This is a genomic window from Paraburkholderia sp. A1RI-2L (assembly GCF_048957375.1).
In the GTDB taxonomy this organism is placed as follows: Bacteria; Pseudomonadota; Gammaproteobacteria; order Burkholderiales; family Burkholderiaceae; genus Paraburkholderia.
Map to the genome: position 1 here is coordinate 2515593 of NZ_JARBTA010000001.1, position 21027 is coordinate 2536619.

Annotated in this window: 20 protein-coding genes; 4 read left to right on the forward strand and 16 right to left on the reverse strand. The window is 66.4% G+C overall.

Annotated elements, in window-relative coordinates; translation table 11 throughout:
* Positions 1-135: 135 nt before the first annotated feature.
* The gene (locus PWP93_RS11495; RefSeq protein WP_421044561.1) at positions 136-1605 is read right to left on the reverse strand and encodes an ammonium transporter; all 1470 of its coding nucleotides are present in this window, start codon (positions 1603-1605) and stop codon (positions 136-138) included.
* 50 nt (positions 1606-1655) lie between these two features.
* The gene (locus PWP93_RS11500) at positions 1656-1994 is read right to left on the reverse strand and encodes a P-II family nitrogen regulator (protein ID WP_238467048.1); all 339 of its coding nucleotides are present in this window, start codon (positions 1992-1994) and stop codon (positions 1656-1658) included.
* A gap of 485 nt (positions 1995-2479) precedes the next feature.
* Between PWP93_RS11500 and PWP93_RS11505 the strand changes: the two genes are divergently transcribed.
* Together PWP93_RS11505 and PWP93_RS11510 are read left to right on the forward strand one after the other, a co-directional pair.
* Complete coding sequence (locus PWP93_RS11505) at positions 2480-2737, forward strand: accessory factor UbiK family protein (protein WP_176329236.1); 258 nt, start codon at positions 2480-2482, stop codon at positions 2735-2737.
* A 141-nt stretch (positions 2738-2878) separates the two neighbouring features.
* Positions 2879-4483: a YifB family Mg chelatase-like AAA ATPase gene (locus PWP93_RS11510; RefSeq protein ID WP_421044562.1), complete on the forward strand. Its 1605-nt coding sequence runs from the start codon at positions 2879-2881 to the stop codon at positions 4481-4483.
* A 408-nt stretch (positions 4484-4891) separates the two neighbouring features.
* Here PWP93_RS11510 and PWP93_RS11515 read toward each other — a convergent pair whose 3' ends face one another.
* The gene (locus PWP93_RS11515) at positions 4892-5446 is read right to left on the reverse strand and encodes a hypothetical protein (protein WP_421044563.1); all 555 of its coding nucleotides are present in this window, start codon (positions 5444-5446) and stop codon (positions 4892-4894) included.
* Between the two features lie 229 nt (positions 5447-5675).
* Here PWP93_RS11515 and PWP93_RS11520 point away from each other — a divergent pair, with 229 nt between their 5' ends.
* Entirely contained in the window at positions 5676-6206 is a 531-nt protein-coding gene (locus tag PWP93_RS11520; protein ID WP_421022863.1) for a TlpA disulfide reductase family protein, read from the forward strand.
* A gap of 84 nt (positions 6207-6290) precedes the next feature.
* Here the strand turns inward: PWP93_RS11520 and PWP93_RS11525 are convergent, their stop codons facing one another.
* From PWP93_RS11525 to PWP93_RS11550, 6 genes are all read right to left on the reverse strand, one after another.
* Entirely contained in the window at positions 6291-7652 is a 1362-nt protein-coding gene (locus PWP93_RS11525) for a sigma-54-dependent transcriptional regulator (protein ID WP_421044564.1), read from the reverse strand.
* Between the two features lie 20 nt (positions 7653-7672).
* The gene (locus PWP93_RS11530; RefSeq protein WP_421044565.1) at positions 7673-9661 is read right to left on the reverse strand and encodes a sensor histidine kinase; all 1989 of its coding nucleotides are present in this window, start codon (positions 9659-9661) and stop codon (positions 7673-7675) included.
* Positions 9662-9878: 217 nt separating this feature from the next.
* Positions 9879-11162, reverse strand: a complete 1284-nt coding sequence (locus PWP93_RS11535) for a dicarboxylate/amino acid:cation symporter (protein WP_421044566.1) — start codon at positions 11160-11162, stop codon at positions 9879-9881.
* A gap of 453 nt (positions 11163-11615) precedes the next feature.
* Positions 11616-12617, reverse strand: a complete 1002-nt coding sequence (gene lipA / locus PWP93_RS11540) for a lipoyl synthase (protein ID WP_421044567.1) — start codon at positions 12615-12617, stop codon at positions 11616-11618.
* A gap of 14 nt (positions 12618-12631) precedes the next feature.
* Positions 12632-13501, reverse strand: coding sequence for a lipoyl(octanoyl) transferase LipB (gene lipB / locus PWP93_RS11545; RefSeq protein ID WP_421044568.1), 870 nt, complete (start codon positions 13499-13501; stop codon positions 12632-12634).
* A gap of 72 nt (positions 13502-13573) precedes the next feature.
* On the reverse strand, positions 13574-13900 hold the full coding sequence (locus PWP93_RS11550; protein WP_421022857.1) for a DUF2917 domain-containing protein: 327 nt from the start codon (positions 13898-13900) through the stop codon (positions 13574-13576).
* 99 nt (positions 13901-13999) lie between these two features.
* Between PWP93_RS11550 and PWP93_RS11555 the strand changes: the two genes are divergently transcribed.
* Positions 14000-14977 (forward strand): transcriptional regulator GcvA, encoded by a 978-nt coding sequence (locus tag PWP93_RS11555; protein ID WP_421044569.1) that lies wholly within the window; start codon positions 14000-14002, stop codon positions 14975-14977.
* A gap of 126 nt (positions 14978-15103) precedes the next feature.
* On the opposite strand, the gene PWP93_RS11560 is transcribed toward PWP93_RS11555, so the two are convergent.
* The 7 genes from PWP93_RS11560 to PWP93_RS11590 all read right to left on the reverse strand — a co-directional run bounded on the left by PWP93_RS11560 (position 15104) and on the right by PWP93_RS11590 (position 21004).
* The gene (locus PWP93_RS11560; RefSeq protein WP_421022855.1) at positions 15104-15403 is read right to left on the reverse strand and encodes a DUF493 family protein; all 300 of its coding nucleotides are present in this window, start codon (positions 15401-15403) and stop codon (positions 15104-15106) included.
* 39 nt (positions 15404-15442) lie between these two features.
* Positions 15443-16438 carry a D-amino acid aminotransferase gene (locus tag PWP93_RS11565; RefSeq protein WP_421044570.1) on the reverse strand — a complete coding sequence of 332 codons (996 nt, stop codon included), beginning with the start codon at positions 16436-16438 and terminating at the stop codon, positions 15443-15445.
* 7 nt (positions 16439-16445) lie between these two features.
* Positions 16446-17660 (reverse strand): D-alanyl-D-alanine carboxypeptidase family protein, encoded by a 1215-nt coding sequence (locus tag PWP93_RS11570; RefSeq protein ID WP_421025149.1) that lies wholly within the window; start codon positions 17658-17660, stop codon positions 16446-16448.
* Between the two features lie 252 nt (positions 17661-17912).
* Positions 17913-18545 carry an alpha/beta hydrolase gene (locus PWP93_RS11575; protein ID WP_421022853.1) on the reverse strand — a complete coding sequence of 211 codons (633 nt, stop codon included), beginning with the start codon at positions 18543-18545 and terminating at the stop codon, positions 17913-17915.
* 24 nt (positions 18546-18569) lie between these two features.
* Complete coding sequence (locus PWP93_RS11580) at positions 18570-18896, reverse strand: (2Fe-2S) ferredoxin domain-containing protein (RefSeq protein WP_035524047.1); 327 nt, start codon at positions 18894-18896, stop codon at positions 18570-18572.
* Between the two features lie 187 nt (positions 18897-19083).
* Positions 19084-20265, reverse strand: a complete 1182-nt coding sequence (locus PWP93_RS11585; protein ID WP_421044571.1) for a VanZ family protein — start codon at positions 20263-20265, stop codon at positions 19084-19086.
* A 61-nt stretch (positions 20266-20326) separates the two neighbouring features.
* Positions 20327-21004 carry an ABC-type transport auxiliary lipoprotein family protein gene (locus tag PWP93_RS11590; RefSeq protein WP_421044572.1) on the reverse strand — a complete coding sequence of 226 codons (678 nt, stop codon included), beginning with the start codon at positions 21002-21004 and terminating at the stop codon, positions 20327-20329.
* Positions 21005-21027 lie beyond the last annotated feature (23 nt).

A 21027-nucleotide genomic window follows, 5' to 3' on the forward strand; every position in this document is an offset into this window, starting at 1 on the left:
TTATTCCCTTCTCGCATTGCGTGCGCCCTGAAAAAGAAAAAGGGCCCGCCGTGTGAGGCGGGCCCAGGTCGCTGCGCTCCGTACTGCCTGCTTGCTATTCTTTGCTGCTTATCGATTCAACCCTGCGCGGCACGCTCATTCCACGCGTTCGCCGTGCAGAACCACGTCGAGGCCTTCGCGCTCTTCTTCTTCGCTCACGCGCAGGCCCATCACCATGTCGATCACCTTGAGCAGGACGAAGCTCACCACGCCGCTGTAGACGAGGGTCGTGAGCACGCCCTTGGCCTGGAGGATGACGCTGCCATCCGCGCCGCCGATGTCCTTCACCGCGAACACGCCGGTCAGCAGCGCACCGATGATGCCGCCCACGCCGTGCACGCCGAACGCGTCGAGCGAATCGTCATAGTTGAACTTGTGCTTGAGCCAGGTGGCCGACCAGAAGCAGACCACGCCCGCCACCACGCCGATCACGATCGCGCCCATCACGCCGACGAAGCCCGACGCCGGCGTCACGGCCACGAGCCCCGCCACCGCGCCCGAAGCGATGCCGAGCACCGAGGGCTTGCCCTTGGCGATCCACTCCGCGAACATCCAGCCGAGCGCCGCGCAGGCGGTCGCCACTTGCGTCGTGAGCATCGCGAAGCCGGCACGGCCGTCGGCGGCGACTGCCGAGCCCGCGTTGAAGCCGAACCAGCCCACCCACAGCATGGCCGCGCCGATCAGCGTGAGCACGAGGTTGTGCGGCGCCATGGCTTCGCGGCCATAGCCCACGCGCTTGCCGAGCACGATGCAGCACACGAGACCCGCGATGCCGGCGTTGATGTGCACCACCGTGCCGCCTGCGAAGTCGAGAATGCCTGCGCTCGCGAGCCAGCCCGTCGGCTCCCACACGATGTGCGCGATCGGCGCGTAGACGATGATCGACCACAGCGACATGAACACGAGCATCGCCGAGAACTTCATGCGGTCGGCGAACGCGCCGGTGATGAGCGCCGGCGTGATGATCGCGAACGTCATTTGATAAACGAAGTACACGGTCTCGGGGATGGTCGGCGCGAGGTGGCTCACGGTGAGCGTCGTCGCCTTGTCGCCCTTGATGTAGTTCATGCCCTCGAGGAACACGCGCGAGAAGCCGCCGATGAACGCGTTGCCCGGCGTGAACGCGAGGGTGTAACCCACCACCGTCCAGATCACCGTCACGAGGCAGGTGATCGCGAAGCTCTGCATGAGCGTCGCGAGCACGTTCTTCTTGCGGACCATGCCGCCGTAGAAGAGCGCGAGGCCCGGAATCGTCATGAACAGGACGAGCGCGGTGGAGGTGAGCATCCACGCGGTGTCGCCCGAGTTGATCTTCGACGAATCCACCGAGAACGGCGCGGTCGGAGCCGCGGGCGCGGCTGCTGCAGCCGAGGCGTCGGCGGGCGCGCTTGCAGCGGGGGCGGCTGCGGCCGCCGGGGCCGATGCTGCGGGCGCGGAGGCCGCGGGAGCCGATGCAGCCGGCGCGGAGGCTGCGGTGGGTGCGGACGCATCGTCGGCCAGTGCGGCGCCGATGCCGCCGGCCAGCAGCGAGCCGGCCATCAGCAGGGACATCAAAAGTTTGCGCATCTCGGTTTCCTCTAGTCTCTCTCGTCTGTCACAAGGACTTTATTGGGTACTCACAGCGCGTCGGCGCCGGTCTCGCCGGTGCGGATGCGAATGACTTGTTCGATGGGGGCGACGAAGATCTTGCCGTCGCCGATCTTGCCGGTGCGGGCGGCGCGCTCGATCGCCTCGATGGCCTGATCGACGATGTCGTCGGAGACGGCGGCTTCGATCTTGACCTTGGGCAGGAAATCGACGACGTATTCCGCGCCCCGGTATAGCTCGGTGTGCCCCTTCTGACGGCCGAAGCCCTTCACCTCGGTGACCGTGATCCCCGAGACGCCAATAGCCGAGAGGGCCTCGCGCGCCTCATCGAGCTTGAACGGCTTGATGATTGCTGTGATTAGTTTCATGTAGTCCTCGTTGCGGTTGCTGTGCCGTTGTTCCGTAGTGATGCCGTATGCGTGATTCAGTGCGAAGCAGTATTAGCAACACCCGTGCCAATTAGCGCGGACCGCTTTTCTGATGGATTTCGATGCACGAATTCCGCAAGCCGTGGACAATGCCGATCCACGCATGCCAATCCCCGCCACGCGGGCGGGCGCGGCCTGCGCCGGGGTCCTGGCCGGACGGCCAGCGCGCGGGCCGCGCGGTGGCGGCGCCAGTCGATCGTTGCTAGAGTGTTTTCAGTCAGGCCGGCGCGGCGCCCGGGCCTCGCAGGCGTGTCAGCGCCCCATATCAGGTGCCGCAGGCACATGGCGGGCGCGCCGTGCACCAGTTGCGTTCACGCGCTGCACGCCTCGCACCAGGATTGGTCACGATCCAAAGCGAGGCACAGTCGAAACGAAATCTGCACACTTTTTGTGCAGCGAATTGATTAAGTAGTAAGGGGAACCGAATGAAACAGCCAAACGACGTATTCAACGATCTGCAATCGAAAATGGGCGAGCTCTTGAAGAACTCGCCGGCGCGCGACGTCGAGCGCAATGTGCGCGCCATGCTCTCACAAGGCTTTTCGAAGCTCGATCTCGTCACCCGCGAAGAATTCGACGCGCAGACGCAAGTGCTGGTGCGCACGCGTCAGCGCCTCGAAGAACTCGAGCGCCGCGTGGCCGAACTCGAACAGAAGCAGCCGGTGACTGGCCAGTCATCCTGATTAAATCGGTGCACCACCGCTAAGGCAAGCGAGCCGTAACCGTTCCGCAATGGAACCGTAAAGGGGCACGCGCCTCACCAGCCTGGCGCATGAAGGGTGGCTTCATCGGCTCACCGTCATGTGCCCCTTCCGGAGATTTCCATGTCGCTTGCCGTGGTGCGCAGCCGCGCGCCGGCTGCTGGCCGCGCGCCCGATGTGACCGTAGAAGTCCATCTTGCCAATGGGTTGCCGTCGTTTTCGATCGTCGGCCTGCCCGACCTCGAAGTGCGCGAAAGCCGTGAACGCGTGCGCGCGGCACTCTCTAACTGCGGCTTCGACTTTCCCGTGCGCCGCATCACCGTGAATCTCGCGCCCGCCGACTTGCCGAAAGAGTCGGGCCGCTTCGACTTGCCCATCGCACTCGGCATTCTCGCCGCGAGCGGTCAGATTCCCGCTGCGTCGCTCACGCCCGCGCGCGAATTCGCGGGCGAACTCTCGCTCTCGGGCGCGGTGCGCCCCATGCGCGGCGCGTTCGCGATGGCATGCGGCACAGCGCGCGCGCAACCCGGCGCGCCGCAACCGCCCGAAACGCATGACGCGGCGCCCGCTCACGCCCGTTTCGAAGCATTGGGCTCGTGCGCGCGCACACCCGAGCTCTACCTGCCCGCCGACAATGCTGCCGAGGCCGCGCTCGTACCCGGCGTGGATGTCTATGCCGTTGCCGACCTGCGCACGCTCTGCGCGCATCTTTCGGGCGAAGAGGGCGCGTGCCTCGCGCCCGTGCGAGCCGCCGCGCTCGACGCGGCACCAGCCACGCCGCCCCCCGATATGGCCGACGTGATCGGCCAGCGCGGCGCGCGCCGCGCGCTCGAAGTCGCGGCAGCGGGCGGCCACCATCTGTTAATGATCGGGCCGCCGGGCGCGGGCAAGTCGATGCTCGCCGCGCGCCTGCCCGGCCTCCTGCCGCCGATGACCGACACCGAGGCGCTCGCCAGCGCCGCCCTGCTTTCGGCGAGCTCGTTCGGTTTCTCGCCGCAGCAATGGCGGCGGCGGCCGTTTCGCGCGCCGCACCACTCGTCCAGCGCGGCGGCGCTGATCGGCGGACGCAATCCGCCTCAGCCCGGCGAGATCACGCTCGCCCATTCAGGTGTCCTGTTTCTCGATGAATTGCCCGAGTTCGACCGCCACGTGCTGGAGACTTTGCGCGAACCCCTCGAAGCAGGCTCGATCACCATCTCGCGCGCGGCGTGGCAGACCGACTTTCCCGCCGCCTGCCAGCTGGTCGCCGCCATGAATCCCTGTCCGTGCGGCTGGCGCGGCGACCCTTCGGGGCGCTGCCGCTGCACGCCCGAGGCGGCGGCGCGCTATCGCCGCAAACTCTCGGGGCCGCTACTCGACCGCATCGACATCCAGATCGAGATTCCCGCGCTCCCGCCTGCCGAACTCGCCTCGCGCGCCAACGCGCCCGGCGAACCGAGCGCGGCCGTGGCCGCCCGCGTGGCAGCAGCGCGCGGGCGCCAGATCGCCCGCCAGGGCAAGACCAATCGCGAATTGAGCGGACGCGAGACCGACTCGGTCTGTCGCCCCGATGCAGCGGGCGAAGCACTGCTGCGCGAGGCTGGCGAGCGCTTCGGCTGGTCGGCGCGCGCATACTATCGCGCGCTCAAGGTAGCGCGCACGATCGCCGACCTCGCGGATGCGCCCATGCCCGATGCAGCACACGTCGCGGAAGCGGTGCAGTATCGGCGCGTATTTAGCGATCAGTAGTACGCATTAACGGGGACGCATCAGCGCGGACTGAGAATGCGCGCAGCTGGCGCCGAAACGCGACTTCAACCTTCAGATGGATCAAAAAAAGGAAGTCAAGACTTGACTTATGCACATTTTGTCGTGTGAGCAGCAATTTCTTGCACGATTCGCGTTCAGCGTAGACAAAAAACGCAAGCCATTGATTTTTATACAATTAAAGTTCTGCCGAAAAGCACGCCAAACTAACAAAAAGCCCACAGCGTGGCCTTTTGCGAGCGATGATCCGTCTTTTTCCACAAAGTTACCCACAGGACCTGTGGGTAACTCGCAAACCTTCAATGAAATCCGGGAATTAGCCCGTAAACCCAGGATTACACATTGACTTTCGGCTGCAATCGCTTGTCGCTCCGTAATCCTAAGATGCTCTCAATGGAGCTTGAACGATTGGAAGAACTGATCGACCTGCTCGGGCGCCGGCTGCTCGCGGCCCACGATCGCCAACTGGTAGGCATGCGCCCCTTTGGCGACGAGCCGCGCGTGGATCGTGCGCTGGTCCTCCGTCGCCCCGGCCTTGCCCGCGAGTTCCATGTCGACGCCCTCGACCGAGCCTCCCGCCTCGACCGGCACCGCTACCGCGCGCGTCTGGGGCATCGCGCCCACGTTGTGCGCAAGCCCCGCGCTCAGGTACGCCAGCGCTTTTTGCTGCGTGGCCGGCTGCGCGTCAGGCAGGTCGAGCGTGCCGACCACGAACACCGCGCCGCTCACCTCGGCGGTCTGGACCCGCATGCGCATCGGTGTGCCGGCCACGTCGAGGCTGCGCTGATCCGAGCCGGGCTTGGCGGGCATATCGACGCTATAGCCGCTTGCATCGTTCGAAATCGTGCGCCAGTCGTAGGTGGGCGAACAGGCGATGAGCGGCGCGAGCACACCCGCCAGCGCAAGCCCGGCCGCCGCGCGAACGACAGCAGTGCGCAGGAACATGAGCAAGGGCGACGGCACAAACCACGAAAGACGGGCGCGGGAGAAAACGTTGGAGACCATAAGACGCGAACGGAGGCGGCCAAAAAGTGTGAGGGAACGAGCAAACGGCTGAGCGGGACATTATCCCTGGCTTATGCCCACCCGTGCCGATGCAACCGCTATGCCGGGAAATTCGGCGCTACAATAGTTCGGCTCATTTCCGCGCCCAGAGGCGCCCGAGGCTTCATTCATGTCCGCATCCCCGACACCTCCGAAGGCGCGCTCCAGCGCGATCCGCAGCATCGGCGCCTTAGTGGTTGCAGCCGCTCTGGCCATCGCCGGCTATTTCGCGTTCTTCGGCAGCCAGCAACGCGTGCCCGACGCCACCTTCACGCTGCTCTCCGGTCAAAAGGTCTCGACCGCCGATCTCAAGGGCAAGGTCTATCTCGTCAACTTCTGGGCGACGAGCTGCACCACCTGCATGAAGGAAATGCCCCAGATGATCCAGACCTATAACCGGTTCAAGGGCGAAGGCCTCGAATTCGTCGCCGTGGCGATGAACTACGACGCGCCCATGTACGTCGTCAATTACGCGCAGACGCGCCAGTTGCCGTTCAAGGTGGCCATGGACGACGGCTCGGCGGCCAAACAGTTCGGCAACGTCCAGCTCACGCCCACCACCTTCGTGATCGACCGTGACGGCAAGATTCTCAAGCGCTACGTGGGCGAGCCGAAATTCGCGGAACTCGACGCATTGCTGCAAAAGGCGCTGGCGACCTGACGCGCCTCGCACACGAGGCAGCGCCGGACACAAACGGCAGCGGAAAATCCGCTGCCGTTTTCGTTTGCGCCACCCTCGCTCACTTCACCCGCGCGCGTCGCTCTCCCCCCGCGCCACCAGCCCATAACGGCGCATCTTCTCGTAGAGCGTGGCCTTCGCCATCTGCAACCGCTCGGCGGCGTGCGCGACCGCGCCGTGCGTCTGCTGGAGCGCGTCGGCAATCAGCGCGCGCTCGTACTGCTCGACGCGCTCCTTGAGCGGCAGCGCGTCGGCGGCGCCGCTCGCGGCCTGTGTCGCAACATCGTCGGGAATGCCAAGCACATAGCGGTCCGCCGCGTTGCGCAGCTCGCGCACGTTACCCGGCCAGTCGCGCTGCGCGAGGCGCATGCGGTCGCGCTCGGTCAACAGCGGCGCAGGGCGCTGGTAACGCACCGCCGCATCCAGCAGGAAGTGCTCGAAGAGCGGCACGATGTCTTCGCGGCGCTCGGCGAGCGGCGGCAACGCGATCGTCACCACGTTCAGGCGATATAGCAAATCGCGCCGAAAGGTGCCCGCCGCGACGTGCTCCAGCATGTCGCCCTTGGCCGCCGCGATCACGCGCAAGTCCACGCGCACCGGCTGGTTCGAGCCGAGGCGCTCCAGCACGCCGTCCTGCAGCACGCGCAAGAGCTTCACCTGGAGCGCGAGCGGCATGCTTTCGATCTCGTCGAGAAAGAGCGTGCCGCCCGTGGCGTGCTCGAGCTTGCCGATGCGCCGCTTGGCTGCGCCCGTGAACGCGCCGGGTTCATAGCCGAACATCTCCGATTCGAACATCGGCTCGGGCAGCGCGCCGCAGTTCACGGCCACGAATGGCTTGTCGCGACGCGGCGAGAGCTCGTGCAGGCTGCGCGCGATTAGCTCCTTGCCGGCACCGGTGTCGCCGTTGATGAGCACCGAAGCATCCGTGGGCGCGATGTTGGCGATCAGCCGCCGCACCTGCTCGATCGCCGGACTCTTGCCGATGATGCGCGGCGCAAGCGTGTCCTGCCCTGCCAGCTCGCGGCGCAGCGCGAGGTTTTCGAGCATCAGCGTGCGGCGCTCCAGCGCGCGCCGCACTGTTTCGATCAGGCGCTCGGAAGCGAACGGCTTCTCGATGAAATCGTAGGCGCCGTCGCGCATCGCCTGCACGGCCATCGAGATGTCGCCGTGCCCCGTGACGAGGATCACCGGCACGTCGGGCGCATGCTCGTGGCACTGCGCGAGCAGATCGAGCCCGCTCATGCCGGGCAAGCGGATGTCGCTCACCACGACGCCGGCGAACTCGGCGTCCACGAGCGGCAGCGCGGCCTCGGCATTGGCGAAGCCGGCCGCGTCGAAGCCCGCGAGCTGCAGGCTCTGCACGCCGGCGCGCCGCACCAGTTCCTCGTCCTCCACATAGAGCACCCGGCCGGGCATCGAGCTGATCATGTTCGTTCGCCTTCCTTAATTCAGTGTTGCATGCCGTTCGCGGGCGGCGGCGTGGGTTCGTTGGCTGCCGCGAGGGCCGCATTCACTCGCGTGCGGCGCAGCGTCAGCACGAAGCAGGCACCACCCGGCGCCGCACAATTCGTCTCACCATCGATCGCCCCCTCGGGGGCGTTGTACGCCGCGAGCGTGCCGCCGCAATCGCGCGCAATCGACGAAGAGATCGCCAGCCCCAAGCCCAAGCCCTGCCCCATCTCCTTCGTGGTGAAGAACGGCTCGAACAGGCGCGGCATGACCTCGGCGGGAATGCCCGGCCCGTTGTCGCACACGACGATCTCGATGGTCGCCGGCCGCGCGCGCACGTCGATGGCGATGCGGGGCGCGCTCGTCCCGGCGACCGCGTCGAGCGCGTTGCCGATCAGGTTGATGAGCACCTGCTCGAGCCGCAGGTCATCGCACTGCGCGACCAGTTCGGGATAGTCGTTGTGCGTATCGAGCGGCGCGCTGGCGGCGTCGCCGTCGGTGACGGTGAGCACGACGCTCACGCCGTCGAGACGCTTGCCGAGCAGCCCGAGCGCATTGCGCAGCGCGCGCGCCACCGGCGAGCGCTGGCTCTTCGGCTTCGCGCGCCCCACGAACAGCTTGAGCTGATTCACGATCTTGCCCATGCGCTCGGTGAGCGAGCCGATCGCTTCCAGATTCTCGTGCGCCACGTCATACTGGCCGCGCTCCAGAAACACGCGGGTGTTGTCCGAGAAGCTGCGCAGCGCCGCGAGCGGCTGATTGAGCTCGTGCGTGATGCCCGCCGCCATCTGTCCGAGCGCGGCGAGCTTGCTCGCCTGGATCAGCTCGTCCTGAGTCGCGCGCAGCTCCGCCTCGGTGCGCGTGCGCTCGGCCACTTCGAGCTGCAGGCGCTCGTTGGCCTGCGAGAGATCGGCGGTGCGCTCGGCCACGCGATCATTGAGCATGGCGTAGGCCTTTTGCAGCATCGCGCGGCTGCGCAGCACTTCCTGCACACGCGCGCGGCGCATGCGCCAGTAGAACGCCAGCAGGCACAGCGAGACGTAGCCGAAGCCCGTCATGATCGTCGCGTTGCGCGCCGCGTCCTGCACCGGGTCGACCGGCGACATCGTCACGAGATGCCAGTCGGGCTCGCCGAGCGCGCGGCGCGTCTCCAGATAGCGCGGCGCGCGCAGGCCGCTGCCGATGCGCACGATATCGGCGCCGCCCTCCAGCACGCGCTCCACGCTCACCGGCAGCGGCGCAATGTCCTGACGCGCGTACTGGCGCGTCTCGTCGATGGAGGCCACCACGTCGGCGGGCAGCGGGCGCACCGTGCGGTACTTCCACGCGTTCACCGAGGAGAGAAAGATCACGCCGTGATCGTCGGTGACGAGCAGCGGCTCGGAGCTGTCCGTGCCCGGAAACCATTCGAGGTTGAGCTTGACCACCGCCACGCCGACGATCTTGCCGTTGCGCCGCACCGGCTGCGAAATGTAGTAGCCCGGATCGTGCGAAATCGTGCCGATGCCGAAAAAGCGCCCCACGCCGCCCTTGGCGGCCTCGATGAAGTACGGCCGGAACTGGTAGCCCACGCCCACGAAGCTGTCCGGCCCGCGCCAATTGCTCGCGGCGATGCACAGGCCATCGGCGCGGATGATGTAGGTCGTGGTGGCGCGCGCGTGGCGGTTCACGTCCTCGAGATAGCGGTTGGCCTGCGCGACCCAGTCGGGTTTCGGGTCGGCGAGCACGTCCTGCACGAGCGGATGCGCGCCCACCAGGTACGGCAGCGATTCGTAGCGCTCGAGCGTGCTCTTGAGCGCCGCGGTCGTGCGGCCGTTGCGCACGGCGGCGTTGCGGCGCAGCGCGTCGATGCCGGTCTGCCAGGCAAGCGACCACGCGAGCGTGCACACCGCCACGAGCCCGACGGCGAGCATGAACAACAGGATGAGACGGCGCGTCACGAAGGAGGCTTCCGGAGGATCGTGCGGGGATGAGGGCAATTGTGGCACACGCTTACCGCGCGAGGCGGCCCACGGTGAGGGACGGAAGCCGAAAAGGAAGGCGCCGGGGAATACGGAAGCGAACAGGCGCGCGGATAGCCGCGCGAACCGGGAAACCAGGGAAAACGGCGCGCGCCGGCTGGCGGCACGCGCTATCAAACAGGTACAGCGTCAGGTCATACGGAAGGCAGCGGCACGGCGGCCCACACCGCCGCACCGCACGGGCTTACACGCGCGCGCTCTCCTTCACATCCTCCGCCTGACCCGACAGCGCTGCGCGCAGCTTGCTGCGATCGAGCTCCTTCTCCCATGCCGAGACCACGACCGTCGCCACGCCGTTGCCGACGATGTTGGTGAGCGCGCGGCACTCGCTCATAAAGCGGTCGATGCCGAGGATCAGCACCATGCCCGAGAGCGGAATGGTCGGCACCACGGCGAGCGTTGCCGCGAGCGTGATGAAGCCCGCGCCGGTCACGCCGCTCGCGCCCTTCGAGGTGAGCATCGTCACTGCGAGCAGCGTGAGCTGCTGGGTCCACGTGAGATCGGTGTTGGTCGCCTGGGCGATGAAGAGCACCGCCATCGTCATGTAGATGTTGGTGCCGTCGAGGTTGAACGAATAGCCGGTCGGCACCACGAGGCCCACGACCGAGCGCGAGCAGCCGAGGCGTTCGAGCTTCTCCATCAGTTGCGGCAGCGCCGACTCCGACGAGCTCGTGCCCAGCACGATCAGCAGTTCTTCCTTGATGTAGGAAACGAAGCGGATGATCGAGAAGCCCGTGAAGCGCGCGATCGCGCCGAGCACCACCAGCACGAACACCACCGAGGTGAGATAGAACGTACCGATCAGCTTGAGCATCGGCAGGAGCGAGCCCACGCCGTACTTGCCGATAGTGAACGCCATCGCGCCGAATGCGCCGATGGGGGCGAGCTTCGTGACGATCTTGACGATGCCGAACAGCACGCCCGAGACGCTCTCGATGAAGTCGGTCACCACGCGGCCGCGATCGCCCAGGTGCGCGAGCACCGAGCCGAACAACAGCGCGATGAGCAGGATCTGCAGGATTTCGCCTTGCGCGAACGCCGAGAACATCGTGTCCGGAATGATGTGCATCAGGAAGTCGACAGTGCTCTGGCCATGCGCCTTCGCCGCGTAGCTCGCCACGGCCTTGCCGTCGAGCGTGTTGACATCGACGTTGAAGCCCGCGCCCGGCTTGAGCAAGTGCGTGGCCGCAAGACCGAGCACCAACGCGAAGGTCGAGACGATCTCGAAGTAGAGCAGCGCCTTGCCGCCCACGCGGCCCACCTTCTTCATGTCCTCCATGCCGGCGATGCCGGTCACGACGGTACAGAAGATGATCGGCCCGATCACCATCTTGATGAGCTTGATGAAGGCGTCGCCGAGCGGCTTCATGTCGATGGCGATGGCCGGCGAGTAGTGGCCGAGAACGATGCCGATGATGATCGCCACGATCACCTGGACGTAAAGGACTTTGTGCAGAGGTTTCTTCACGATTGGATCCTGCAAATGAGTTAAGCCGATGGCCGCGCTTTTACGTGCGCCTTGCCGCGACAGGTCTAAACGGGGGGATCAGCGAAACCAGAGGTAGGGATCGGACATCGGCTGTCTCCTTGTGTTTTTTGTCACGGCCTGAGTAGCCGCGCGATCTATAGAGCAAGGTTGATGCCAGCAACGCGCAGCGCCTTCAGCCTTGATGGGTAAGGCCTCTGCGTCTTGAAAGTGTAGGAAGAATCTGGATTTCCAGAAACGGAACTGGACAGCGTCCGGGTTTCCGGAACACGGGAGAAATGGGGACGGGCGGCGAGCGGTTCTAATTTATCTGCGATAGCTAAAGACGCACCAATGACGCCGCTGAAGCATTGCCTTTCGTGCGGGAGCGGAAGCAAAGGGCAAAAAAAAGCCCGCTTCAGCGGGCTTTTTCGCGTGCGAGACAACGCGGGCTTATCAAACCACCCCAGCGCCATGCGCCTGCACATCGGCGTGATAGCTCGAACGCACCATCGCGCCGACGGCCGCGTGCGTGAAGCCCATCTTGTACGCCTCTTCCTCATACATCTTGAAGGTGTCGGGATGCACGTACTCGCGCACCGGCAGGTGATGCTCCGACGGCTGGAGATACTGGCCGATCGTCAGCATGTCGACGTCGTGCTCACGCAGGTCGCGCATGACCTGGAGGATCTCTTCCGGCGTCTCGCCAAGGCCCACCATCAGGCCCGACTTGGTCGCGACCTCGGGATGCAGCGCCTTGAAGTCCTTCAGCAGCTTGAGCGAATGCGCGTAATCCGAACCAGGACGCGCTTCCTTGTAAAGACGCGGCACCGTTTCGAGATTGTGGTTCATGACATCGGGCGGCGCGGCGTTGAGAATGCCGATGGCGCGGTCCAGACGGCCCCGGAAGTCGGGCGTGAGAATCTCGATGCGCGTTTCCGGCGACTGCTCGCGCACCTGGCGGATGCATTCGACGAAGTGGCCGGCGCCGCCGTCACGCAGGTCGTCGCGGTCGACGCTCGTGATCACGACGTACTTGAGCTTGAGCGCGCCGATGGTGCGCGCGAGGTTGGCCGGCTCGTCCGGATCGAGCGGGTCAGGGCGGCCATGGCCGACGTCGCAGAACGGGCAGCGGCGCGTGCACTTGTCGCCCATGATCATGAACGTGGCGGTGCCCTTGCCGAAACATTCGCCGATGTTCGGGCAGCTCGCTTCCTCGCACACCGTGTGCAGGTTGTGCTCGCGCAGGATGTTCTTGATCTCGTAGAAACGCGAATTGCCGGTGGCCGCCTTCACGCGGATCCACTCGGGCTTCTTGAGCTTCTCGATCGGGATCACCTTGATCGGAATGCGCGAGGTCTTGGCCTGCGCCTTCTGTTTCGCGGTGGCGTCGTAGGGTACGGCGTCGGCGGGTGTCGCTGCAGTGTTTTCAGCAGAATTCGCGGTTACGTCAGTCATTCGTTTCGATCCAGTCAGGCCGCCGGTGCAACGCCGGCCTGCGGTTGCGGCGGTTGTCCGCCCATGGTGGCCGATGTGGCCGGGTTCACCCCGGCCGCGGGTGCGGCTGAAGGGTCTGAGGCAGCGGCTTCGGCCACCGAAAGCGCTGATGAAAGGGTCGAATCCCAATGTGCGGCGAGATTCGCCTCGAGCCGGGCCGCCAGTGTGGCGGCCACGTCTTGCCAGGACGCTTGCGCGCCCAGCGTGGCCATGTCGACGGTTTCGAGGCCTGCATACCCGCACGGGTTGATCGCGAGGAACGGGCTCAAGTCCATCGAGACGTTCAGGCTCACGCCGTGATAGCTGCAGCCGTGGCTAATCTTCAGGCCGAGTGCTCCGACCTTGGCGCCCACATGGGCCGCGCTGGGTCCGGGTGCGCCTTCTGGCACATAGATCCCGGGCGCGCCGGCCTTGCGTTCGCCCGCGAGATTATACGCCGCCAGCGTTTCGATCACGGCCTGCTCGATGAGCGTGACGAGCTCGCGCACCATCAGCTTGCGCCGCCGCAGGTCGAGCAGCAGATACGCCACGACCTGGCCCGGCCCGTGATAGGTGATCTGGCCGCCGCGGTCGATCTGCACGAGCGGAATGCCGCTATTGGCAATCAGCAGGTGCTCGGGCTTGCCGGCCTGGCCGAGCGTGAAGACGGGTGGATGTTCGACGAGCCAGATTTCATCGGGCGTTTCTGCGTCGCGCTGCGCGGTGAATTCGCGCATGGCGTCGAAGCTCGTCTGGTAGGCCTCGTTGCCGCGCCAGCGCAAGATGAGCGGCGCGAAGCGCTCGCCCGTCGAGGCAGACACGGATGAGGGTGAAGTTGGGGAGGCTGAAACCGGGGTGGCGCACATGATCCCCGAAGTTTACCTAATTCGGGACAAGCGCGCCGAGCTCCCTCGGCCGGGCACCTCTCGTCGGGCACCTCAAACCGTGCGCCATCCGTCGCCGGCGTGGATGCCCCAACGCGCCGCGAGACGCGCGGCCCAGTCGAGCACGCGCTCGCTCACACGCGCCGGCGTCGCGAACGCGACCCAAGCCGCCCCGCCCTGCTCCGCGCCGATCCACAGCCGCTCGCCGCGCCGCAGCCGCAGCGTGTGGCCGGGTTCGAGCCAGTAGTCGGCGGTGTCGTCGCTGCGCGTGACCCAGACCGCGCCGCAGCGCACGGTCAGCCGCGTGCTGTGCGCCACCCGCACCGAAGCCACTTGATCCGCCGCCACTTCAAACGTGATATCCGAAGAAATTTCTCTCATTTTCGCCTCCGAAGGTGCCGCATCCATGGCTACAATCGTAGGCGCAGCAAGGGATCGGGCAAAACGATCAATTTTCACGGCTATGTGAGAAAAATTGCGATGGACCTGCGCCAGCTTCCAGCGCTCAACGCCCTCAAGGCGTTTGAGGCCGCCGCCCGCCACGAAAGCTTTTCGCGCGCCGCCGACGAGTTATTCGTCACGCACGGCGCGGTCAGCCACCAGATCCGCGCGCTCGAGGGCGAGCTCGGCATCGCGCTGTTCGCCCGCGACGGCAAGCGCGTGCGCCTCACCGACACGGGCCGCCGCTACGCGGGCCAGGTGCGCGACGCGCTCGCCCAACTGGCGCTCGCCACCCAGGAGATCCGGGCGGGCGACCGCGACCGGCGCCTCGTGGTGTCGATGCTCTCGTCGTTCGCCGCCCGCTGGGTCACGCCGCGCATTGGCCGCTTTATCGAGGCCCATCCGCAATGGGACGTCGAGCTGCAATCGACGAACTCGCTCGTCGATTTCGCGCGCGACGATGTCGACGTGGCCGTGCGCTTCGGCTACGGCCACTATCCCGGGCTGCACGCCGAACTCCTGCTCGACGAGATCTTCTTTCCCGCGTGCTCGCCGGACTTCAACGGCGGCAAGCTGCCCGAGGACCCGCGCGAGCTGGCGAAGCTGCCCCTTCTGCGCTCCGACGACGAACTCTGGCGCCCCTGGTTCGACGCGGCCGGCATGCACGACATACCCGAGCCCAAGCGCGGCGTGCTCTACCAGGACTCGTCGAACCTGCTGCAGGCCGCCATGGACGGCCAGGGCATCGCGCTCGTGCGGCGCTCGCTCGCGATGCACGAGATCACGCGCGGGCGGCTCGTGCGGCTTTTCAAGGACATCGACGGACCAAGCCCGTGGCGCTACTACTTCATCTGCACGCAGCAGCGCATGCAGACCGAGCGCGTGCAGGCGTTTCGCGACTGGGTGTTCGACGAAGTCGCGCGCTTCCGGCGGCTCTATGAGAACGCCTGCGAAGCGGGCCCGCTGATGACGGCCGCCGCCGCGGCCCTGCGCGCACGCGAGGACGATGCGCTTTGAATCCGCGCTTTGAATCCGCGCTTTGAATCCGCGCTTTGAATCCGCGCTTTGAATCCGTAAACGCAACAAAGGCCGCCCGAAAGCAGCCCTTGCAACATACCCTCGCCAGCGCAACGCCGCGAGGTTTTACAGCACGATCTTCACCATCGGATGCCCGGTGAGCGCGCGATAGATATCGTCGAGATGCGCCTGGCTCGTCGTGCGCACGGTCACCGTGAGGCCCGTGTAGTTGCCGCCGCTCGACGGCCGCGATTCGATGGTCGCGGCGTCGAAGCTGCTGTCGAATTCGCGCAGCACGGCGACGATCGTGTCCTGAAACTCCGGATGCGTCTTGCCCATCACCTTGATGGGGAAATCGCAGGGGAATTCGATCAGGGATTCTTTGGCCGGCGCCTGAGCGCCGCCGTTCAGTACAGATGCAGTCATATTTCCACTTCCCTTAGCGTCTCATCGTGCGGCGCGGGCTTACTTGCCAGCTGCCGCATGAGCTTCGCGCGCCGCGAGCATCGCGTGCGCCTCGCGCGCTTTCGCGCGTTGATAACCCCCGTAAAGCGCCGCGAAGACCGGCCCCGGCTTGCCATTGCCCACCGCCTGACCATCGAGCGCGACCACCGGCAGGATTTCCTTGGTCGCCGAAGTCACGAGCATTTCGTCTGCGGCCCGCAGCGCCGCTTCGTCGATCTCGCGCGCCTCGAAGCGAATCCCGCACTCCTGCGCCAGTTCCTCGACGAGCCCGTAGCGGATGCCTTCGAGAATCTTGTTGCTGCGCGGCGGCGCGTAAAGCGCGCCGTCCTTCACGATCCACACGTTCGACGAAGACCCTTCGGTCAGCCAGCCGTCGCGCAGCTGGATCGTCTCGAACACGCCGTGCTCCACCGCGTTCTGCGCCATCAGCACATTGCCGAGCAGCGAGGTCGACTTGATGTCGCAATTGAGCCAGCGGCGGTCCTCGGCCGTGACGCAGGCCACGCCGCTCGCGCGCTGCGCGGCGCTGGGCAGCACGAGCGGGCTGACCATCACGAGCACGGTGGGCTTCGCGCCCGCCGGGAACGCGTGGCCGCGCTTCGCCACGCCGCGCGTCACCTGCAGGTAGACGTTCGCGTGCGCATCGCGCTCGAGTGCGCCCGCGACCTCGTTCGCCTCGATCACGCGCGCGATGAGCGCACGCCAGCCGGCCTGGTCGTTCGGATTCGCAATGCCCACCTTGTCCAGTGAGCGCGCAAGCCGCGCGAGATGCTGCGCGATGCGAAACGGCACGCGCAGCTTGGCCGCGCCGCCCCCGGCTTCGTGCGTATCCAGCGCGTAGGCCGGCACTACTTCGTAGATGCCGTCGCCGAAGATGAAGCCGCGGTCGAGCACCGGCACGCGCGCTTCGGAAAGCGGCGTGAGCTCGCCGCCGCGCCCACAGTCGAGCCAGACGAGCGGCTCGGCTTCATGCGCGGCCGTTGTCGATGCGTCCATTTACTATTTACTTCTTCTTGTTGAACATGAGCATGAGCGAATCCCACACGCGGCCCGCAATGCCGGCTTGCGGCACCGCCTGGAGAGCGACCAGCGGGAATTGCGCGAGGACCTTGCCGTCGGCGCCGACGAACTTCGCCGTGCCCACCTGCTGCCCGTCCGCGAGCGGCGCGATCAGCGGGGTCGTGATCTCGACCTGCGGCTTGGCCTTGTCGGCGGCGCCCTTGGGCAGCGTCACGAACTGATCCTTCTTCACGCCCACCTTCACGGAATCCGTCGCACCCTTGTAGACGCGCGGCGTGGCCACGGCCTGGTTCGCCGCATAGATGCGCGTGCTGTCGTAGGCGCTATAGCCGTAGTTCAGCATCTTCATGCTGTCCTGAACCCGGTCGTGCTCCTTTTGCTCGCCCATCATCACCGAGACGAGACGGCGGTCGCCGCCGCCCGCGAGCGGACGCTTGGCCGACGCGATCAGGCAGTAGCCCGCCGCCTTGGTGTGGCCGGTCTTCAGGCCGTCGACGGTCGGGTCGATCCACAGCAGGCGGTTGCGGTTCGGCTGCTTGATCTTGTTGTACGTGAACTCCTTCACCGAGAAGATGCTGTAGTACTCGGGATAGTCGCGGATCATGCGCGCGGAGAGCGTGGCAAGGTCGCCGGCCGTCGTGTAGTGATTCGGGTCGGGCATGCCGTTCACGTCGGCGAAATGCGTGTGCGCCATGCCGAGCTTCTGCGCCTCGGCGTTCATCATGTTGACGAAGTTCGCCTCGCTGCCGCCCACGAGCTCCGCGAGTGCGATCGCCGCATCGTTGCCCGACTGCACGATCATGCCGTACACGAGGTCATGCACCGACACCGGCTTGTTCGCCTCGATGAACATGCGCGATTCGTCGGTGCGCACGCGGCGCACGGCTTCGCTCGGCGTGACGATCTGCTCCATCGTGATCTTCTTGGCCTGCAGCGCCTCGAACACGAGGTAGGCGGTCATCAGCTTCGTGAGCGAGGCCGGCTCGACGCGCTCGTCGGCGTTGCCCGAGGCGAGCACCTGGTTCGCGGTAGCGTCCATGAGCACCCACGAGCGCGCGTTCACCGCGGGCGGCGGCACCTGCGCGAACGCGCTCGCGCTCGCGAGGAGCGCGGCGGGCAGCATGGCGCCGAGCGTGACGTTGCGGACAGTGGAGGAAGAGACGAAGAAGGATTGCTGGCCGGAGGAGAGAAAACGCATAAGGTTCAGGTCGAACGGATTGGGGTCGGGATGAACGTTGCGCGCCACGGGGCGCGCAGATGGGAGGCCGAAGTCAGGAGCCAAAGTGGGGAGCTAACTGCGGCGCCTCGCTCTCACACGCCGGACTACAGGAAAACGGGCGCGGCGGTGCGCAAAAAAGACGGCCCATTATACGCGCCACGTGATGGCGTTTTTCCAACTGGGCACACGTTTGCGCGTACCTGTCGCGCATTTCGTACTTCATCTATCACATCAACGCCAGGCGTCGACGATGATGCGCTTGAGGATGTGCAGCTTGCGATGCAGAAAGTGTTCTGCCCCTGGAATCACGACAATCGGCAGCTCCTGCGGGCGCGCCCATTCGTACACGGAGAGAATCGGCACGGTTTCGTCGAGCTCGCCGTGAATCAGCAGCGTGTCCTCGCGCACCGGCGCGACTTCCCAGCGGCTGGCCGCGGTGCCCACGAACACCATGCGCTCGATCTGGCCGCCGGCTTCCTGATAGCGCTTCGCCACGTGCGAAAGCACGAAGGTGCCGAAAGAGAAGCCCGCGAGCACGAGCGGCATGTCGGCCTGGCCCGGCTGCGCGCGCATGTAGCCGATGAGTTCGAGCAGGTCGTCCTGTTCGCCGATGCCGTTGTCATGCGTGCCGGCCGTGGTGCCGACGCCGCGAAAGTTCGACCGGTAAGTCACGTAGCCGAGCTGCACGAGCGTGCGCGCGAGGGTCTGCGCGACCTTGTTGTCCATGGTGCCGCCAAACAGCGGATGCGGATGCGCGACAAGCGCGATGCCGCGCACGGGCGTGTTCGCGTCGGGCCTGTCGAGCGCGCATTCGATCTGGCCGACGGGGCCGTCGATATGGAATTTTTCGGTTTGTGCGTTCATCGTTGCGGATCTTGCGTGATGTTCTTAGCGGTCGATCTTCAGGCGCTCGACCACCTGGCCGTTCTGCAGATGCGAGACGACGATTTCCTCGATGTCGCTCTCGTCGACATAGGTGTACCAGGTGCCTTCGGGATACACGACGACAGTGGGGCCCTCCTCGCAGCGGTCGAGGCAGCCGGCCTTGTTGATGCGCACCTTGCCCGGACCTGCGAGGCCCAGCTCCTTCACGCGCTTTTTCGCGTATTCCTGCATCGCCTGCGCGTTACAGTTCGCGCAGCTCGGACGATCGGCGCCCGGGTCGCGCTGGTTCAGGCAGAAAAAGACGTGGTGTTGATAAAACGAATCGGTCATGGCGAGGGATACCGGTGAAGTGTCGGGCGCGGCGCGCGTGTCGTTCGGCTCATGGTTGAATCACGTTCGCGCGCGGCTGGTGCAGTGCGGTTGGCAGAATGCGATCGATTATAGCGAGCGCGGCGCGAACGCTTCTCGCGCCATCCGCGTGCGTGCGGGACGAGAGGCCGCGCCTCGATGGCCACACTCAGCGGCTGGAGCGCACCCGATTCCGTGCGCGCCGCGCAAGCCACGCGCGTTCCAGCGAGAACGCCGTCCAGCCGAGCGCCGCCCAGGGCCACATCCACGCGAGCCAGCGCGCCAGCCCGTTGAAGTGCAGATAGCGGCCCTGACGCCAGTCGGCGAGCAGCACGTCGAAATAGGGACTCACCGGCAGCAGGTTCACGAGCACGAGCGAGACGGCCAGCGCCGCCGTCGCGGCGGCGGCGCGCGCCGTGCGCGGCAGGTACAGCGCGAGAAAGGCCGCGAGCGTGCCCCAGCCGAGACCCGCGAGCGCGCCGGGCGTGGCCCAGTCGAACAGCAGGCCGCTTTGCGACTGCAGGAAAGTCGCGCCCGCTTTCACGACGAGCGTGGTCGCGATCAGCAGCACGATGAGCCGCGCGCGCGGTGCACGAGCGCGCATCGGCAGCGAGGCGAACGCCGCCGCGCCGAACAGGTTGAGCGCGGTGACAAGCGTCTCCCACTCCGATTCCGGCAGGCGCGCGACCAGCGCATCGGGCCACGCGCTCAGGTGCCACGCGGCGGGGACCCAGGCGAGCACCGCGCCTTGCATCGAAGCGTCGAAGCGCTCCCAGAGCGCGCGCGGCCAGTCGCCCATGCCGAACAGACGCGGCGCCGGAAACATCGTCGCGAACGGCCACAGCGCGGCCAGCACCATCAGCGCGCCAGCGTCGCGCTCGAACCAGCGAAAGCGCAGCCGTCGCAGGAAGCCGCGTTCGAGCAGCGCGCCCGTGGCCGGCGCGGCGATCGCCGCGCCGAGCAACGCGCCGAGCACGTTGGTGGCGAGGTCGAGATTCGAGGCGACGCGCGTGGGCAGATACGTCTGCACCGCCTCCATGACGCCCGACAGCAGCACGCCGCCGAGCGTGGCGAGCGCGACCGCCAGCAAGCCGCGGCAGCGCGGCCAGGCGGCGAGCACGGCCAGCGCGCCGAACGGCACGTAGCCGAGCACGTTGGTGACGACGTCGAAGACGGTCCAGTATTTCGGAAAGGGATCGCCGAGATAGTCGAAGGGACCGAGCCCGAGCGAGCGCCAGCCCGAGAACGGATACCACGAGGCGTAGACGATCAGTGCGGTGTAGAGCGCAAACGCCTGACGCGAGAGCGTAGAAGCCTGGCGCGGCAGCGCTTCGGGTTTGGGTGACGACATACCGCCAGTACCACCTCTTCTGATGCGTCCGGCCAGCCAGCGCGCCCGGACCTCGCGTTTCTCAAGGCGTGCCGGCGAACGCCTGGGCGCTCACCCACGCGCCGACCTGGCCCGCAAAATCGTCGCTCGCCGCGCGCAGCGCCGCCACGCCGCCTGCGGCGTCGGGCGTGCTCGCGGGTGCGCGCGCGACGAACGAGCGCTGCGCAATGACCTTGCCGCCGCGCATGAGCGTCGCGCGCGCGGCCAGCACGCCGGCGCTTTGCGTCGATGAGTCGAACACCTGCTCGAACTCGGTGAGCTCGACCTTCAGCAGGGGCGCCGGCACGGCATCGGCGCCCGAGAGCACGGTGGCGCGCGAGCCGAGCGCGCTGCGCAGGCGCAGCGTGAGCAGGCGCGCGGGCGACATCGTCCAGCGGCTGTCCGCGTAGCGGCCGGTGCGCTGCGAGTCGCCATTCAGGCGGTAGAGGATGCCGTCGTGGTCGAGCGTCGGCGGCGCGTTCACTTCGAGCACCTTCAGCGGCGGCAGTGAGGCCGGCGAAGGCGCAGTCGGAGCGGACGGAGCAGACAGTGACGCCGCCGATGGGCTCGCCGCCTCCTGTTGCGGCCCGAGGTCGTAGTGGACCTCGGAAAGCGTGACGGAGCGGCCGGCGCACGCCGCCAGCATGCCGATGGCGAGCGCCGCGAGCGCGGCGCGATAAAGCCTCGGAAACGAGCGTGACGAAGTGGCTTGGCGTGACATTGCGGTTCCTTCCTGAAATGGCT

Coding starts and splice junctions, on each gene's coding strand:
- PWP93_RS11575 (WP_421022853.1), bottom strand. CDS start 18,545: ATGAACGCACAAACCGAAAAATTCCATATCGACGGCCCCGTCGGCCAG.
- PWP93_RS11555 (WP_421044569.1), top strand. CDS start 14,000: ATGGACCTGCGCCAGCTTCCAGCGCTCAACGCCCTCAAGGCGTTTGAG.
- PWP93_RS11515 (WP_421044563.1), bottom strand. CDS start 5,446: ATGTTCCTGCGCACTGCTGTCGTTCGCGCGGCGGCCGGGCTTGCGCTG.
- lipB (WP_421044568.1), bottom strand. CDS start 13,501: ATGTGCGCCACCCCGGTTTCAGCCTCCCCAACTTCACCCTCATCCGTG.
- PWP93_RS11510 (WP_421044562.1), top strand. CDS start 2,879: ATGTCGCTTGCCGTGGTGCGCAGCCGCGCGCCGGCTGCTGGCCGCGCG.
- PWP93_RS11525 (WP_421044564.1), bottom strand. CDS start 7,652: ATGATCAGCTCGATGCCCGGCCGGGTGCTCTATGTGGAGGACGAGGAA.
- PWP93_RS11585 (WP_421044571.1), bottom strand. CDS start 20,265: ATGTCGTCACCCAAACCCGAAGCGCTGCCGCGCCAGGCTTCTACGCTC.
- PWP93_RS11550 (WP_421022857.1), bottom strand. CDS start 13,900: ATGAGAGAAATTTCTTCGGATATCACGTTTGAAGTGGCGGCGGATCAA.
- PWP93_RS11570 (WP_421025149.1), bottom strand. CDS start 17,660: ATGCGTTTTCTCTCCTCCGGCCAGCAATCCTTCTTCGTCTCTTCCTCC.
- PWP93_RS11590 (WP_421044572.1), bottom strand. CDS start 21,004: ATGTCACGCCAAGCCACTTCGTCACGCTCGTTTCCGAGGCTTTATCGC.
- PWP93_RS11495 (WP_421044561.1), bottom strand. CDS start 1,605: ATGCGCAAACTTTTGATGTCCCTGCTGATGGCCGGCTCGCTGCTGGCC.
- PWP93_RS11580 (WP_035524047.1), bottom strand. CDS start 18,896: ATGACCGATTCGTTTTATCAACACCACGTCTTTTTCTGCCTGAACCAG.
- PWP93_RS11560 (WP_421022855.1), bottom strand. CDS start 15,403: ATGACTGCATCTGTACTGAACGGCGGCGCTCAGGCGCCGGCCAAAGAA.
- PWP93_RS11565 (WP_421044570.1), bottom strand. CDS start 16,438: ATGGACGCATCGACAACGGCCGCGCATGAAGCCGAGCCGCTCGTCTGG.
- PWP93_RS11505 (WP_176329236.1), top strand. CDS start 2,480: ATGAAACAGCCAAACGACGTATTCAACGATCTGCAATCGAAAATGGGC.
- lipA (WP_421044567.1), bottom strand. CDS start 12,617: ATGACTGACGTAACCGCGAATTCTGCTGAAAACACTGCAGCGACACCC.
- PWP93_RS11500 (WP_238467048.1), bottom strand. CDS start 1,994: ATGAAACTAATCACAGCAATCATCAAGCCGTTCAAGCTCGATGAGGCG.
- PWP93_RS11520 (WP_421022863.1), top strand. CDS start 5,676: ATGTCCGCATCCCCGACACCTCCGAAGGCGCGCTCCAGCGCGATCCGC.